Here is a 14,145-nt window from a genome sequence, read left to right on the forward strand (position 1 = left end):
AAAGTGAAAAAGTGCCTCCCGGAGATTTCCGGGAGGCACTTTTTTGTGGACAGGTGTCAGAGAATTGCGGGTAATGCGCCACCGAGCGCCGACGCGACCTCGGCCTCGAGGGCTGCGACGAGTCCTTCCGGAGGCGCCTCACCGCAGACTGCGAGCCAGTTCGCGAGCATCCGGTGCCCACCCTGAGTGAGTACGGACTCGGGGTGGAACTGGACGCCGTGAATCGGCAGTTCGCGGTGACGCATCGCCATCACGACGCCGCTCTCGGTGTGTGCGGTCACCTCGAGTTCCTCGGGAATGGTGTTCTCGAGAACCGTCAGAGAGTGGTAGCGGGTAGCGGTGAACGGATCGGGCAGTCCGGCCAGGACGCCGACGTCCTTGTGGTGCACCAGACTCGTCTTGCCGTGAAGCAGTTCGGGAGCGCGGTCGACGGTTCCGCCGAAGGCCGCACCGATCGCCTGATGTCCGAGACAGACGCCGAGCAGCGGGGTCTTGGTGTCGGCGCAGACCTTCACCAGATCCATTGTCGCTCCCGCGCGCTGTGGAGTTCCGGGGCCCGGGCTCAGGAGAATGCCGTCGAACTGAGCTACTGCACCTTCGAGGTCGGCCGTCAGTTGTGGATCGTCGTTGCGCCAGACCACGGCTTCGGTTCCGAGCTGGCCGAGGTACTGCACCAGGTTGAACACAAAGCTGTCGTAGTTGTCGACGACGAGAATCCTCATGAGAGCAGGGTAAACGCCCGTGCTATCCGCCGGTATAGGCGGGGACCGTGATCTGCGACGGCGTCGCCTGCGTGTACCCGAGGCCGAAGCGGGTCGCGTACTGCTTGTAGATCCGAATGCCCGGTTCGGCAGCGAGGGCCGCCTCGAGGCGAGCAACGTCGCCGATGGCACTCATCACGTACGGCGGACTGTAGGTACGGCCGTGCAGAAGGAGAGTGTTTCCGATGCACCGCGGCGCCGACGTACTGATGATCCGTTGGTCCTGCATGCCCACCGCTTCGGCACCGCCCGCCCACAGCGCGTTCAGGACGCTCTGGACGTCCTGCTGATGCACGACGAGGTCGTCCGGGGTGGCGTCGACCGGATACTTGCCGTCGGCGTTGCGCGGGGCGTCCGTCATCGTGACCACGACACCAGGGCCGGTCATCTCCGTCAGTCCCGCGTCGGCGGAGATGTTCTTGATATCACCGAGAGCTGCGGCCACTCCGGCGTCGGACCGAGCGGCGTCTTGCTGCAGCGAATCGAGCTGAGCAGCAAGTTCGTCCCGGTCGGCCGAAACTTTTTCGGCATTGGCCTGGGCGCTGCGAACCAGATCGGAGAGCCTGGTGCTTTCGGTGACCTGGAGCTGATTTTCCTCGGCGGATCGCTGCGCCGTGGCGACCATCAGACCGGCTACCAGGCAGACGGCAAGTACACCGATGTGCCAGACGGTTCGTGAAGATTCACCCGAAGACACGTGGCTCCTCCCGGATTGTGCAGGTCGGCCGGTGACCAACTGGACACAGCTACGTTAGCGTGTAGGTAACACATGCAGGTCACACCGTAGAGCGAGGACGTCATGCCCAAGTCGAAGGTCCGTAAGAAGAACGACTACACAGTCAACCCGGCAAACCGCACTCCGGTGAAGGTGAAGATGGGTCCGTCGAGCACGTTGTACGTCTCCGTGATGCTCGGATTCATGCTTGTCGGCCTGGCGTGGTTGATTGTGTACTACTTGGCCGCGGATTCGATCACGTGGATGAACGACTTGGGAAACTATAACTTCCTCGTCGGCTTCGGTTTCATGGTTGTCGGCCTTGTCATGACCATGAGATGGCGCTGACCAGCGAGTATCTGATTCGACCCGGATCGTGACCGTCTTTCAATTACATGGGTGTCATTCATCCCCATTGTGGATAACTCCTGTGGACAACCTAGGAAGTTATCCACATGCTCGAGGATGAATTTCATCCACAGCCTCGTGACAACGCCCCGGAGGTCGTCTCGTGGGCCACTCCAATGGGTGTTGTCTACGCGATGTTCGGCGGCGGAATTGCCCTCGCGATCGCCTCGATCGTCGCGCCCACGGAGCCGGCCGGACGCTTCCTGCTCGCCCTCGCGGTGATCGGGCTGTTCGTGATGGGCGGCCTCGCCCTGCGTCAGCGTCCCCGCCTGGCCGTGATCGAAGACGCGGGAGCCAAGTCGATCGCGGTGCAGCGACTGCGCGCCCGGCACACGTTCACTCGCGAACAGATCGACCGCGTGCGGCTTGTCCGCTACCCGCGTCTGGGTCGACGCGTCCCGATGCTCGAGATCGACATCGTCGACCGGCCCACCGACACCGAGAAGCTGTTGATCTTCGGACGCTGGGATCTCGGTACCTCGCCGGAGGACGTCCTCGACGTGCTCGCTGTCCACGGTTTGGTGCCGCCCGAGAAGTAGGGTCGAGCGGTGAGTAGTCCACCCGGGTCGCAAAGCGGTTCAGAACGCGACCGCCTTCTCGACCTCGCCGCCGACTACGTCCTCGAGTTCGGCGTCTCCTCGGCAACGCTTCGGGGGCTCAGCCGCGCACTCGGTTCCAACAATCGGATGCTTCTGTACTACTTCGGGAGCAAGGCCGGACTGCTCCTCGAGGCACTGCGCCGCGCCGGGCTTCGCTTTCCCGGGATCGCCCACCTCCTCGATCTGATCCGCGATTCCGAGATCCCCATCGCGGACCGTCTACACGACGCGTGGGGCATCCTCGCCGACCCCGAACTTGTTGCCTACCATCGGCTCTTCTTCGAACTCTTCGGTGTGGCCGCATTCGACTCGGAGCAGTACCGCCCGCTCCTCGAGGGCGTTGCCAACGAATGGGCCGACGAAACTGCTCGCGCCATAGCCGAAACCGGCGTCGACGCCGAGCTTGCCGAAACTCTCGGACACGAGATCGTCGCCGCCTGGCGCGGTTTCCAGATGACTCTGATCGGTGGCGGCGACCGTGCAGTGGTCGACCGTGCCGCCCGGCATCTGACGGAATCGATTGTTGCCACCGTGCATTCTGCGGCGAGGCCGATTACATAGCGAGCGCCGCCAGGTCTGGTTGCACGATGTCGAGAGCCTGCTGCGGCACTGCCACGGCGTCACTCGACCATCCCCAGATCGAGTACAGCTCACGGCCGGGGTCGGTGTATCCGTCGCGGCCGTGCAGTACCCGGTAGTTGTCGATGCAGATCATCTCGCCGGCTTCGGCGCGGAACATCGGACCGCTGTCGCGTACGTGAATCACAGCCTCACTCCACTGCTTCACCAGCGGCCACTGCGCTACTTCCGATTCACCGGCGATCGGCGCGAGGTACGGGTGATAGCGAACCTGGTTGCGTCCACTCGGCACCGTCCTGGCGATCGGCGCAAATGTGTTCTGCGGGAAGTTCGGTTCCGAATGGTCGATGTCTGTGCTCCAACAGAATTCGGCCAATTCAGCGGTTGCGGGATCGAAGGCGAGCAACCGCGTCAGTTTGAGCGCATCGATGAGAAACGAGTCGCCGCCACTCGGATACGCCGGACGCTTGCACCACAGAAACAGATAGTCGGGCGCGTAGTCACCGAACGCAAAACCGTCGTTGTGGGCAGTCATCCGCTCGCCGGAGATGCCGAACGAGCGCTTCCTGCCGCGTTCGTCCACCGGTTGGGTGTCGACGACGGCGGCCTCGGCATCCTGACTCCTTGCGCTTGCCTCGAACTGTCGGCCGACGCGAATGTACTTCTCACCGAGCAACTTCGACGCAAAGGCAATCGCGTCCTCCTCGGTGTGCAGCCCGCCGTAAACCGCGGCACCGTCGAGTGCGATCGCAGCCCGGACGGCCTCGACCGTGTTCACGCGCCGGGGAACAACACTTGCCTGCTTCAAGTCGGAAGAGAACATCCGTGACTCCTTACATCGAGTTGAACCAAGTGGTTCAACTCAGCGTAGGGACTCGCCGTTTCGGCGGTGTAACTCCGGAAACCGATTCGGTTACGGAGCCGGATCTTCAAATCACCTTGCCGGGGTTCATGATTCCGTGCGGGTCGAGGGCGCCCTTGATTGCATGATGCATCGCAACAACCGCCGGTGACAGTTCTTGTGCCAGGCCGCCCATCTTCAGCAGGCCGACTCCGTGTTCGCCGGTGACCGTTCCACCCAGTTCGAGGGCGTTGTCGATGATCTCGGCAAAAGCGGCCTGAGCGCGTCGACGTGCCGCTTCGTCGTCGTGTGGCGTGATCAGCAGCGGATGCAGGTTGCCGTCACCCGCGTGCGCGATGTTCGCGATGTGCGTGTCGTGGCGGGCCGAGATGGCCTCGATGCGCGCCAACATTTCCGGGACCGCAGCCTTGGGAACACAGATGTCCTCGGTGAGCACCGGGCCGAGCCGCTCGAGGGCGGGGTACGCCAGACGCCGGGCGGAGAACAGGGCGTCGGCTTCCTCCTGGTCGGTGGACCTGGCACTCCAGGTTGCCCCGGAGCGGTTGAAACAGGCCAACATTCGCTCGGCCTCGGCGTCGCCGATCTCGCCGGGTGTGTCGATGCGGCCGAGCAGGACCACCTCGGCGTCGGCCGAGAGGCCCATGTTCTTCCAGGCATCGACGGCAAGCAGGCACTGTCGATCGATCAACTCGAGGGCCGACGGCGTGAGACCGTCGGCGGCTACAGCTTCGACAGCCTTGCCCGCAGCGACGATGGAGTCGAAGTACCCGACGATGGTGCGTTCGGGATCGCGCTGAGGACGAAGTTTGACGGTCACCTCGGTGATCACACCGAGAGTTCCTTCGGAGCCGACCATGAGCGCCGAGAGATCGAACCCGGCCACGCCCTTGGCAGTTCGACGCCCGAGCCGAACCAGCTCGCCGGTTCCGGTGACCACCTGCATGCCCAGCACGTAATCCTTGGTGACGCCGTACTTGACGCAGCACAGGCCGCCGGCATTGGTCGCGACGTTGCCGCCGATCGTCGACCAAGGCGCGCTGGCCGGATCGGGTGGGTACCAGAGTCCGTGCTCAGCGCAGGCGTCGCGGAGATGATCATTGACCACTCCGGGTTCGACCACAGCCAAACGCTCGAGGGTGTTGATCTCTTTGATGGCATTCATCGCGTCGAAGGCGATCACGACGCCACCGTCGACCGCGTTGGCTCCGCCCGACAGGCCGGTGCCAGCGCCGCGCGTGACGACGGGCGCACCGTGGGCGATACATGCCTGCACAACTGTCTGTACCTGCTCGGCTGTGCGCGGACGGACCACGGCGACCGGCATCTCGTACGGAGCCCACTCGGCGTCGTCGTGGATGTAGCTCGCCATGATGTCGGGGTCGGTGATCAGTCGATCCGCATCGATCTGCGAGCCGAGCGCCTCGAGGAGTGTCATGTCTCCACGATAGTGACGGCCGCTACACCACCCCATGTAGATTTACTCCGAGAAACCGGAAACTGTATGGACATTCTCTCCATATTCATCGTTGGCCTGACAAGTTGGCCTGACAAGGGAGTGCGGATGCACGAGAACTGGCTACAGCTTCTCCTGGCCGAGGCATCCACCGAGGAACTGATCGAACACCGCGATCAGTTGGTCGCTGGGTCAGGCCCCGAGGTCGCCGCCGAGATCGAGCGAGAAGCCCGATCGGCGCTTCAACTACGAAGTCTCCTGGCTCAGCGACGACAGCGCGCCACCGAACTGGGGGCACTCAACGACATCGCGTCGCTGCTGACCACGATGCACGATCACCACGCCCTCCTGCAGGAGATCGTGGATCAGGCCAAACGACTACTCGGCGTCGACCTTTCGTACCTTGCTCTCATTCATGACGACATCTTGATCATCGAAGTCACGAGCGGTGCGTACACGTCCCAACTGCTCGGCCTCACGGTTCCGTTCCGCGAAGGTCTGATCGGTCGAGTGGTCGAGAACTCTTCTCCTGCTTGGTCTTCCGACTACCGAAACGATCCCTCGTTTGCACACATCGGGCCCGCCGACGACGCAGCGCGAGCCGAGAACATGCGCGGCCTGCTGGCTGTGCCACTGACATTGAACGGCAAGATCTTGGGTGCGCTGTGCGCCTGTAAGCGTCAAGAGCGTCGATTCGGCAATGAAGAAGTTGCGTTGCTGTCCGCACTCGCAGCTCATGCCTCGGTGGCGATCGAGAATGCCCGCTCTCTCGAACGCTATCGCGCGACGGTTGCAGAAGTGAATGCAGCGAACACCGAACTTGCCGAGCGCACAGCACTTCTCGAACAAACCCTGACTTGGGATCGTTCGCTCACTCAGGTTGTCCTGCGCGGCGGTGGTGTGCGCGAACTCGTGGAGGAAACCTCGGCGTCGACGGGTTCACCGGTGTTCTTCGTGACCGGAACATCCGAGATCCCGCCAGGGTTGCAACGGGTGAGCGAGAGCGTGCATCGGGTCTTCGACATCCTTGCCGCTGACCGACGCGAGCAGGAGGTGACGCTCATCGTCGGTGAGCAGTTCCTGTTCGCCACCGAAGTCCGCAGTGCCGGTGACCAGCTCGGAATTCTGTTCCTGCTCGCACGCCGGGAACCCACCGCCGCCATGAGGTTGGCACTCGAAAGGTCTGCTCCGGCCATTGCGCTGGCGCTGGTCGGCGAAAGGGCAGCCAGGGAAGCCACCCGCCGAGCACGCGACGCGTTCCTCGTCGATCTGATCACCAGGCCTGCGCCGACGCCGGCCGAAGTCACCGGGCAGTTCCGCCTGGCCGGACTCAACCCCGACCGCTCGTACACCGTCGTGGTGGCCCGCCCGGCCGATGCCGTCGACCGGACGCGTCGTAGCATCGAGGAAATTGCTTTTCCGTCGGGAACCGTTGTTGCCGAGCATGGTTCACGGGTCATTGCCCTGATTCCCGGAATGTCACCAACAGAGGTTGCGGCAGCGTGGGTGCAGCCGGCGAAGAATCCGACCGTCGGAATTGCCGATCCGGCCGTTGGAGCAGAAGGACTGGCTCGGGCCTATGTCGAGGCGCAGCACACCGTCGACGTCCTCGAGACGCTCGGACGGGCCTCACACGTGGAACCGGCAAGTTCACTCGGCATCTACCGAATTCTCCTCAGCCGCACCGGCCGCGACGAACTCGAAGCACTGACGCAGCGTTCCCTCGGCCCCCTCCTCGAGGAGGAGCAACGACGCGGGGTTCCATTATTGGACACCCTGGCGTCGTACCTCTCCCACAATTGCAAGCACTCCGCCACTGCCGCCGCGCTCGCGATTCACGCCAACACCCTGTACCAACGCCTCGAGTCCATCGACAGGTTAATCGGAACACAGTGGCGTCAGCCGGACCAGGCGCTCGATCTTGCGCTCCTGATCCGGCTGCGTGCCAGTGCGGGGAAACTCGGTCAGATCTGAGCAGACTTGCTCGATCGCTTCGCCAGCACCACTACAAGGATTGCGGCACAGAGCATCACGGCGCCCACCACCCACAGACCTGCCTTGGCATTTCCGGTCACATCGGTGAGCCAGCCGGTGATGTACGGAGCACCGAAGCCCGACGCATTGCCGATCGAGTTGATCATCGCGATACCCGCGGCCGCACTGGCACCCGTCAGGAACGTGGTGGGCAGGTACCAGAAGACGGGGAGAGCGCAGAGGACGCCGACAGCGGTGAGCGAGACCGCAATCATGACGGTGAACGGTGAATCCAGATACAGCGCAATCGGAATGGACACCGCACCCAAGAGCGTCGGAGCTGCGACGTGCCACATTCGTTCACCGGTCTTGTCGGAATGGCGGCTCCACAGCACCATCGCGACGGCGCCGATCGCGTAGGGGACCGCCACGATCAGCCCGGTCTCGACGAGCGAGAAATCGGTGTTGAAAGTCTGCTTGAATCCCGCGACGATGCTGGGCAGGAAGAAGCTCAAAGCGTAGAGGCCGTAAGTGATTCCGAAGTAGACCAGACCGAAACCGATGACGCGGGGATCGCGCAAGGTCTTACCGGCAGACTGGTGACCGGCGTCGCCGAGTTCTTTTTCCTCGTCGGCCATCGACTTCATCAGCCACGTGCGCTCCTCGAGGGTCAACCACTTTGCGTCGGCGGGACGATCGGTGAGGTAGAACCAGACGACGAACGCCAAGATCACGGCGGGCAGACCCTCGATCAGGTACATCACGCGCCATCCGGCCAGGCCGAACAGACCGTCGCCGTACTGGATGATGGCGGCCGAGAGTGGGGCGCCGAGCGCCGACGAGAGCGGAAGAGTCAGCAGGAACAGGCCCATCAGGCGTACGCGGTACTTCTTCGGGAACCAGAAGGTCAGGTAGAGAAGAACTCCGGGGAAGAAGCCGGCCTCGGCGATGCCAAGCAGGATGCGCAGGAAGTAGAGGCTGCCGACATTCGGCACGAATGCGAGCGCAGCGGCGAGGATGCCCCAGGTGAGCATGATGCGTGCGATCCACAGCCGGGCGCCGAAGCGGTGCAGGGCCAGGTTGCTCGGCACCTCGAACAGCAGGTAGCCGACAAAGAAGAGTCCGGAGGCGAGCCCGAACATCGTCTCGGTCATCCCGAGGTCGGCGCTCATGGTGAGCTTCGCGAAAGCAATGTTCGTACGATCCAGATAGTTCACGAAATAGAGCAGGATCAGGAAGGGAATCAGCCGGCGCGCTACCTTCCTCACCACGCGAGATTCGATCTCGCTCGGCGCAACCCCACCGTCAGTGGTGGTGCTATCGGTGGAGGTCATGGCAGGGGTACTCCTCGGAAAAGGTCAGCGTTGCTATCTACGAAGTGACTCAAGCCACAGTAGAAGCACGACCGAGCCCAACCTATGTGGACAATCTCTACAGAAGCCGTCCTCGCATGTGCGTTTACTCCCAACGCTCCGGAGGACGACCAGCAGCAGCCTGACGAACGCCCCTGAAACAGTCGAAGACGACAAACCCGTCTGAGCTGGGGGTTTAGAGCTACGAGCACCGAGTCAGTGGTTAGTGTTGTCGCCGAAATAGCCAGAGCAAGTGCGGACGCACCGCATGACTTGAAGGACAGAACATGACGAAGATGGTTCGGACCACGATGACCCGCCGGTCCTCCACCGCTTTCGCTGCCACCATCGCGGCGGTCGCTCTATTCGCCTCCGCCTGCGGCAGCGACTCCGACAAGACTGGCTCGGACAAACCTGCTGCCGGCGCTTCGTCCGCTACGTCCTCGGTCACCGTCGGCGGGAAGGCGCTTGACGCCACGTTCGAGACGAAGTGCGCAAAGGACGGCGGCACGACAGTTATGACACTGCTCGACGCGGAAAATCCCACCTACGGCATGTTGACCGTCTCGGCCATCGTCGATGAATCCGGCACGGTTCAGACTGCTGGAATCGCCGGAAGTGAGGGTGGATCGAACGGTCTGCCGTACACCGCCGGATTTGCACCGGGCCTGCCCGGCGGGTCTGCCAGTGCCAAGCAGGACGGCAATACCTTCGTGGTGACGGGCGAGGGAATCGGCGCCCGGGACAAGGGCAACCCGACGGAGACGTCGAGCTTCGAGATCACGTTCGCCTGCGAGTCCGTCATCGGCGGCTGAGCTGTAGAACGGCTGGGCCATAGATTCTTGCTAACTGATTCCCAGCTGTTCGCGCAGCTGGACGACGCGGAGCACGATGACTCCCAACGTCACCACGGTGACGGCACCAAAAGCGATCCAGCCGATCCGCACTGCTTTCACACGGTTCTCACCGGCGCCCAACCACTGTGGGGCGTACAGGAAGGCAGCGGCCGTTGCGGCACCTGCCACCAGACCTCCCGCGTGGCCCCAGAACGAAATCCCGGGCAGCGAAATGCTGATGATCACATTGATCGCGATCACCGAGATGATCGGGACCGGGCTTCGACGCAGACGCAGCAGAAGGACGGCCTGTGCGCCCATGATGCCGAAGATCGCACCCGACGCTCCGGCAGTCCAGGACAGGGCCGTGAGCGAAGAGAACACCGGCTGAAACGCCATCACCGAGGCTGAACCGCCGAGAAGCGAAACCAGGTAGATGCCGATGTACCGCGAGCGGCCCATCACGATTTCGGTGTCGCGCCCCAGAATGTAGAGGGCGTACATGTTGACCGCGAGGTGCAGGATTCCGAAGTGCAGGAACCCGGAGCCGATGAGCCGGAACCAGTCACCGCTGGCAACAAGACCGGGATTGAGTGCCCAGTTCGCGAAGATTGACGATCCGACCTGGTTGTTCATGATGCTTCGCGACTGCGCGAAGGTGGCGAGGAACGCCAGGACGTTGAGCCCCATCAAGGTGTACGTCACGACCGGGACCGCGCGGGTGGGGCTCACGGTGTTTCCGGCGACGCCCCGAACGGGGCGGACATCACGCTGACCGGCAGCTACACAGTCAACACATTGGTATCCCACCGCCGCCTCGCGGAGACAGTCCGGGCACGCCGGGCGTCCACAACGATTGCAGGAAAGTGCGGTAGGTCGATCTGGATGGCGGACGCACCGCGGTTGGGGCGGGATGCCCTCACTCGCACCGCCGCCCCAACCGGGGTTCGTCATCTGCTTGTTTTACCTGTTCAGGAGATGGTGATGCTGTTGATCACGACGGGCTCGACCGGACGATCGCCACGATCGACCGAGGTGGAGGAGATGGCGTCGACAACCTTCTTGGAATCGTCGTCGAGAACCTCACCGAAGATGGTGTGGCGACGGTTCAGGTGCGGCGTCGGGCCGGTGGTGATGAAGAACTGCGAGCCGTTGGTTCCCGGGCCTGCGTTGGCCATGGCCAGCAGGTAGGAGCGGTCGAACTGCAGTTCCGGGTGGAACTCGTCACCGAACTTGTAGCCCGGGCCGCCGGTGCCGGTTCCGGTGGGGTCGCCACCCTGGATCATGAAGCCGTCGATGACGCGGTGGAAGATGGCACCGTCGTAGAACGGGCCGGTCTTGGTGCCGGCGGCGTTTGCGGTGGTGTACTCCTTCGAGCCGTCGGCGAGGCCGACGAAGTTCTCGACGGTCTTCGGCGCATGGTTGCCGAACAGAGCGATCTTGATGTCGCCGCGGTTCGTGTGCAGCGTTGCGGTTGCGGTCTGATGAGTTGAAGTCACACCACCATCGTGCCATTGCCGGCGTTCTCGTGGATGTGAGCCTGCCAATTCCGTGCGACGGGGCACGCGTCACTGCAGTTCGATGTCGGCGGCAACGACCGGATCGGAAATGTCGATTCCGTCCGCAGCTGCGCGTTGGTACAGCCGGTACAGAGCATGATCGAACTCGTCGCGCGTTCGCCCCGCCGACCAGTACGGCAATGCGACAATCCGGGACGGCGGTAGGCCGTTTTCGATCGCTTGGTTGCGTAAGCGGGCGACACAGCTTTTCTCGCCGCCGATCCACAACATTGTCGATTCTGCCTGCGCCTCGGTCCGATCGACTATGTCCACCCACTCGATATCAGGGAATCCGTGCTCGCCTGACGGACCCGCGAAACTGTGTATTCGGACTTGTTCGGCGAGATTCGTCAAGGATCCGACAGCAGGGCGCGCAGATCTGTCGCCGACTGCAACGACGTCAGTGACGCCCGGAACAAGGACGAGTTCGTGTTTGAATCCGATCACCCCAACGCGACTGCCTACGCCCGTCCGGTTGAGCCACCAACCCGGCTTCCCGAGATCCATGACATCGAACGTGATCCTTCGATCGCCAGGATTGAAATCGATTGCTGTGTAGGAACGCCCGATCGGACGCCGGGGGTCGGCCTCCCAACTGGGAACCGCGAGTTTGTCCGACCCCAAGGTGGGGAGCATCATCTCGTCCGCCGGCTCCCGAGGCACGAACAACTTGAACACCGGCGCCGCCCCACGAACGCTCAGGTTTCCGAATTCGCTCGACTGCAACACAACTCGAACGGTGTCGTCCGTTCGCTGTTCAACCTCGGCAATCGAGGCAACGGTCATGACCATGCCCGCAGGTAACCGGGATTCTCTCGCCCTGTCCATGCTCGACTAACCCAACTGTCCCAACGCGGTACCCAGGTTTCCCGGCAGCCACGTCTTACCAAGTACACCCGCATTGTTGATCGCCTCACCCTGCGCATCACTGAGCCATACGACGCGGGATTTCAGATTCGACTCCCAGAAAGGCGATTGTTCGAGGTTCGCGATGGAATCCCGTGGTGACGGCATCAGAAGTACCGCTTCACCGTCGACGTCACCCGCGGTCTCACCCGAATACGTCACCGGAGTTCCCGTCGATTCCACCGCGGATTGGTCCTCCGCCGGCTTCATTCCGAAGAGGCGCAGTATGTTTCCGCCTGATCCCAACGAAATCTGCTCCTTGTAGTAGAGCCCGAATGAGTACGGCCGCTTCGCAAGTCCTGGGTTCGACGCAGCCACACCCGAAAACTCGTCGACTGCCGAGGTGATCAACTCCCCACCCTGCTCGGTTTTGCCCAACGCATCCGCGACCTGCTGAACGCCGACTCTCCAATCGTTGTCTGTGTCCTGCATGTCGAATATCAAAGTGGGAGCGATCGTTCGGAGCCGCTCCAACGTGGCGGGCTCGGTGAAAACCGGCCAGGCAGGCGCGATGATGAGATCCGGTTCGACCGCTAGCATCCGCTCGAAATTCACTTGCCCTGCATAGATGTCAGCCAAGGACTCGTCGAGCGCCTCGTTTCCCACGTAGTCCGCCAGATAGGGAAGCTTGTCGATGTTGGTCACGCTCGCGGCCACGGGGTGCGATCCCAGCGCCACGACGTTCTCGAACGCCGGGTTCCCCAAGGTCACGATCCGTTCAGGTTCCGACTCGATGGTCACGTCCCCAGATTCCGTGCTCACGGTCACCGGATAGCTCCCGCTCGCTGCCGGACTTCCGTCGTCGTCCACGCCCGTGTCCGATGAACATCCAGCGAGCGCGAGCACTAACGCAGCCCCGGCTGCAACCAGAAATCTTGGCCTCCACCTGTGTCTATTCATAATTGCCACAGTAGCAATAATTAATGTGGGTTGCCTTACCTTCCTACGAAGGGATGACATCTAGTGATCTGAAATGTGAGTCCAAGAAGCGTCAGGAGTTGGAACGACCGTGGGAATGAGACCGGAATCGATCATCTTCTCGGCACCGACCAGGAAGGCGTCGAGCGTCCAGGAAACAACAGCCGAGAGGGTGTCAGGCTTCGGGTACCGCGAATCCGGGTAACGATTGCGCGCCGGTGTATGCAGCGCCGCCGAAATGATCAATGTTCGAGAGCCGAGCAAATGTGCTGTTGCACGGTCGAATTCAGGCTCCCGTAGAAGTACCTCATTCATGATTCGCTCGAACTGCTCCAGAGTGTCCTCTTCGTAAGGCCCTCGAAGCACGTAGTCCTCGAGCCCCGGCGTGGCAGTCACGAGTTCAGCGAAGCGCTGACCTAACGTCCGAAGGTAGTCCTGCCAGGACTTCGAATCCGAATCCAACTGCAGACGTCCGAAAGCTCTCGCACACGCCAACGAGTACAGACGATCGGTCGAGTCGACGTGATGGCGAATCGTCGCAGCGGAAACGCCCAGGACCTGTGCGACCTCCGCCCGCGTCAGGCGGTCCAAACCCACCCGTTCCGCTGCATCGAGAATCTCGTCCGTCGACGTAATCGCAGGTCGGCCCGGGCCTCGACGGGACCGTGCAGGGGAAGTCGACATTCATCCATCGTAAGTCCGATCTGCGACCGACCGACCCGGAGACAACCGTTGTGGCAAAGTGATGTCATGACACGAGTGACCGAGTCCCTCAGCACGCAGTTGCCCGACACCTTCGATCACGCGCGCGCCCGCGTCGAGGACACCTTCGACGAGACCGCCGCCTACCTCGAAGAGACAGCGGCTCGTATCAAGGAGTCCGAGGCAGCCGACAACGCTCGCCGTATCGCCGCGGTGGTCGCGACGTCGGTCGCTCGCGGCGCCGGGCAGGTCGGGTTGTTCCTGGGTCGTCAGGGCAAAGTCCTCGCCAAGAAGGGCGTCGAGCGCGCCAAGGCCATCCCGGCAAAGTCCGCGGAACGCGCCGAGAAGCCTCGCGGCCGCAAGCGCGTCACCGTGTTCGTCATCGCCGGTGTTGCGGTGATCGGTGGCGCGGTGTTCTTCAAGAGCCGCCGACGCGAACATCCGCCGGTCGCTTCCGCACCCCCGCGCCTCGAGGAGAACTCGGCCGAGAAGACCGCGTAGTCGACATACGAAAAGCCCCG

At 62.6% G+C, this 14,145-nt stretch carries 16 protein-coding genes; 6 read left to right on the forward strand and 10 right to left on the reverse strand.

The genetic code is table 11. The annotated features are described in order from the left end of the window. Positions 1 to 56: 56 nt before the first annotated feature. Together ACFWAD_RS02525 and ACFWAD_RS02530 are read right to left on the reverse strand one after the other, a co-directional pair. Positions 57 to 722: an aminodeoxychorismate/anthranilate synthase component II gene (locus ACFWAD_RS02525; protein ID WP_378541125.1), complete on the reverse strand. Its 666-nt coding sequence runs from the start codon at positions 720 to 722 to the stop codon at positions 57 to 59. Between the two features lie 22 nt (positions 723 to 744). After that, positions 745 to 1,458, reverse strand: coding sequence for a DUF881 domain-containing protein (locus tag ACFWAD_RS02530; RefSeq protein ID WP_003942461.1), 714 nt, complete (start codon positions 1,456 to 1,458; stop codon positions 745 to 747). A 102-nt stretch (positions 1,459 to 1,560) separates the two neighbouring features. Between ACFWAD_RS02530 and crgA the strand changes: the two genes are divergently transcribed. The 3 genes from crgA to ACFWAD_RS02545 all read left to right on the forward strand — a co-directional run bounded on the left by crgA (position 1,561) and on the right by ACFWAD_RS02545 (position 3,044). Next, positions 1,561 to 1,824 (forward strand): cell division protein CrgA, encoded by a 264-nt coding sequence (crgA, locus tag ACFWAD_RS02535; RefSeq protein WP_003942576.1) that lies wholly within the window; start codon positions 1,561 to 1,563, stop codon positions 1,822 to 1,824. A gap of 107 nt (positions 1,825 to 1,931) precedes the next feature. Next, the gene (locus ACFWAD_RS02540) at positions 1,932 to 2,423 is read left to right on the forward strand and encodes a PH domain-containing protein (RefSeq protein WP_378541128.1); all 492 of its coding nucleotides are present in this window, start codon (positions 1,932 to 1,934) and stop codon (positions 2,421 to 2,423) included. A 9-nt stretch (positions 2,424 to 2,432) separates the two neighbouring features. After that, positions 2,433 to 3,044, forward strand: a complete 612-nt coding sequence (locus ACFWAD_RS02545; protein WP_378541131.1) for a TetR/AcrR family transcriptional regulator — start codon at positions 2,433 to 2,435, stop codon at positions 3,042 to 3,044. On the opposite strand, the gene ACFWAD_RS02550 is transcribed toward ACFWAD_RS02545, so the two are convergent. Both ACFWAD_RS02550 and ACFWAD_RS02555 read right to left on the reverse strand, forming a co-directional pair. After that, complete coding sequence (locus tag ACFWAD_RS02550; protein WP_378541134.1) at positions 3,037 to 3,885, reverse strand: TauD/TfdA family dioxygenase; 849 nt, start codon at positions 3,883 to 3,885, stop codon at positions 3,037 to 3,039. The genes ACFWAD_RS02545 and ACFWAD_RS02550 overlap by 8 nt on opposite strands. Positions 3,886 to 3,991: 106 nt before the next feature. Next, positions 3,992 to 5,359: an FAD-binding oxidoreductase gene (locus tag ACFWAD_RS02555; RefSeq protein ID WP_378541136.1), complete on the reverse strand. Its 1,368-nt coding sequence runs from the start codon at positions 5,357 to 5,359 to the stop codon at positions 3,992 to 3,994. A 126-nt stretch (positions 5,360 to 5,485) separates the two neighbouring features. Between ACFWAD_RS02555 and ACFWAD_RS02560 the strand changes: the two genes are divergently transcribed. Next, positions 5,486 to 7,351, forward strand: coding sequence for a helix-turn-helix domain-containing protein (locus tag ACFWAD_RS02560; protein WP_378541139.1), 1,866 nt, complete (start codon positions 5,486 to 5,488; stop codon positions 7,349 to 7,351). Here ACFWAD_RS02560 and ACFWAD_RS02565 read toward each other — a convergent pair. After that, complete coding sequence (locus ACFWAD_RS02565) at positions 7,342 to 8,685, reverse strand: MFS transporter (protein WP_378541141.1); 1,344 nt, start codon at positions 8,683 to 8,685, stop codon at positions 7,342 to 7,344. The genes ACFWAD_RS02560 and ACFWAD_RS02565 overlap by 10 nt on opposite strands. Positions 8,686 to 8,990: 305 nt before the next feature. On the opposite strand from ACFWAD_RS02565, the gene ACFWAD_RS02570 reads away from it, so the two are divergent. Further along, a complete protein-coding gene (locus ACFWAD_RS02570; protein WP_378541144.1) occupies positions 8,991 to 9,518 on the forward strand; it encodes a lipoprotein LpqH in 528 nt (175 codons plus the stop codon). A gap of 30 nt (positions 9,519 to 9,548) precedes the next feature. Here the strand turns inward: ACFWAD_RS02570 and ACFWAD_RS02575 are convergent, their stop codons facing one another. The 5 genes from ACFWAD_RS02575 to ACFWAD_RS02595 form a co-directional block, all read right to left on the reverse strand. Further along, positions 9,549 to 10,493: a rhomboid family intramembrane serine protease gene (locus ACFWAD_RS02575; protein ID WP_065351693.1), complete on the reverse strand. Its 945-nt coding sequence runs from the start codon at positions 10,491 to 10,493 to the stop codon at positions 9,549 to 9,551. Positions 10,494 to 10,510: 17 nt separating this feature from the next. Further along, positions 10,511 to 11,038, reverse strand: a complete 528-nt coding sequence (locus tag ACFWAD_RS02580; RefSeq protein ID WP_283305660.1) for a peptidylprolyl isomerase — start codon at positions 11,036 to 11,038, stop codon at positions 10,511 to 10,513. Between the two features lie 69 nt (positions 11,039 to 11,107). Further along, complete coding sequence (locus ACFWAD_RS02585; RefSeq protein WP_378541146.1) at positions 11,108 to 11,890, reverse strand: siderophore-interacting protein; 783 nt, start codon at positions 11,888 to 11,890, stop codon at positions 11,108 to 11,110. A 42-nt stretch (positions 11,891 to 11,932) separates the two neighbouring features. Then, positions 11,933 to 12,745, reverse strand: coding sequence for an ABC transporter substrate-binding protein (locus ACFWAD_RS02590; RefSeq protein WP_378541149.1), 813 nt, complete (start codon positions 12,743 to 12,745; stop codon positions 11,933 to 11,935). A gap of 219 nt (positions 12,746 to 12,964) precedes the next feature. After that, positions 12,965 to 13,606 carry a TetR/AcrR family transcriptional regulator gene (locus tag ACFWAD_RS02595; protein WP_378541151.1) on the reverse strand — a complete coding sequence of 214 codons (642 nt, stop codon included), beginning with the start codon at positions 13,604 to 13,606 and terminating at the stop codon, positions 12,965 to 12,967. A gap of 66 nt (positions 13,607 to 13,672) precedes the next feature. Between ACFWAD_RS02595 and ACFWAD_RS02600 the strand changes: the two genes are divergently transcribed. Continuing rightward, positions 13,673 to 14,125 carry a hypothetical protein gene (locus ACFWAD_RS02600; protein ID WP_283305659.1) on the forward strand — a complete coding sequence of 151 codons (453 nt, stop codon included), beginning with the start codon at positions 13,673 to 13,675 and terminating at the stop codon, positions 14,123 to 14,125. Positions 14,126 to 14,145: the final 20 nt, after the last annotated feature.

Source organism: Rhodococcus sp. NPDC059969 (genome assembly GCF_042738325.1).
GTDB lineage: Bacteria > Actinomycetota > Actinomycetes > Mycobacteriales > Mycobacteriaceae > Rhodococcus_F.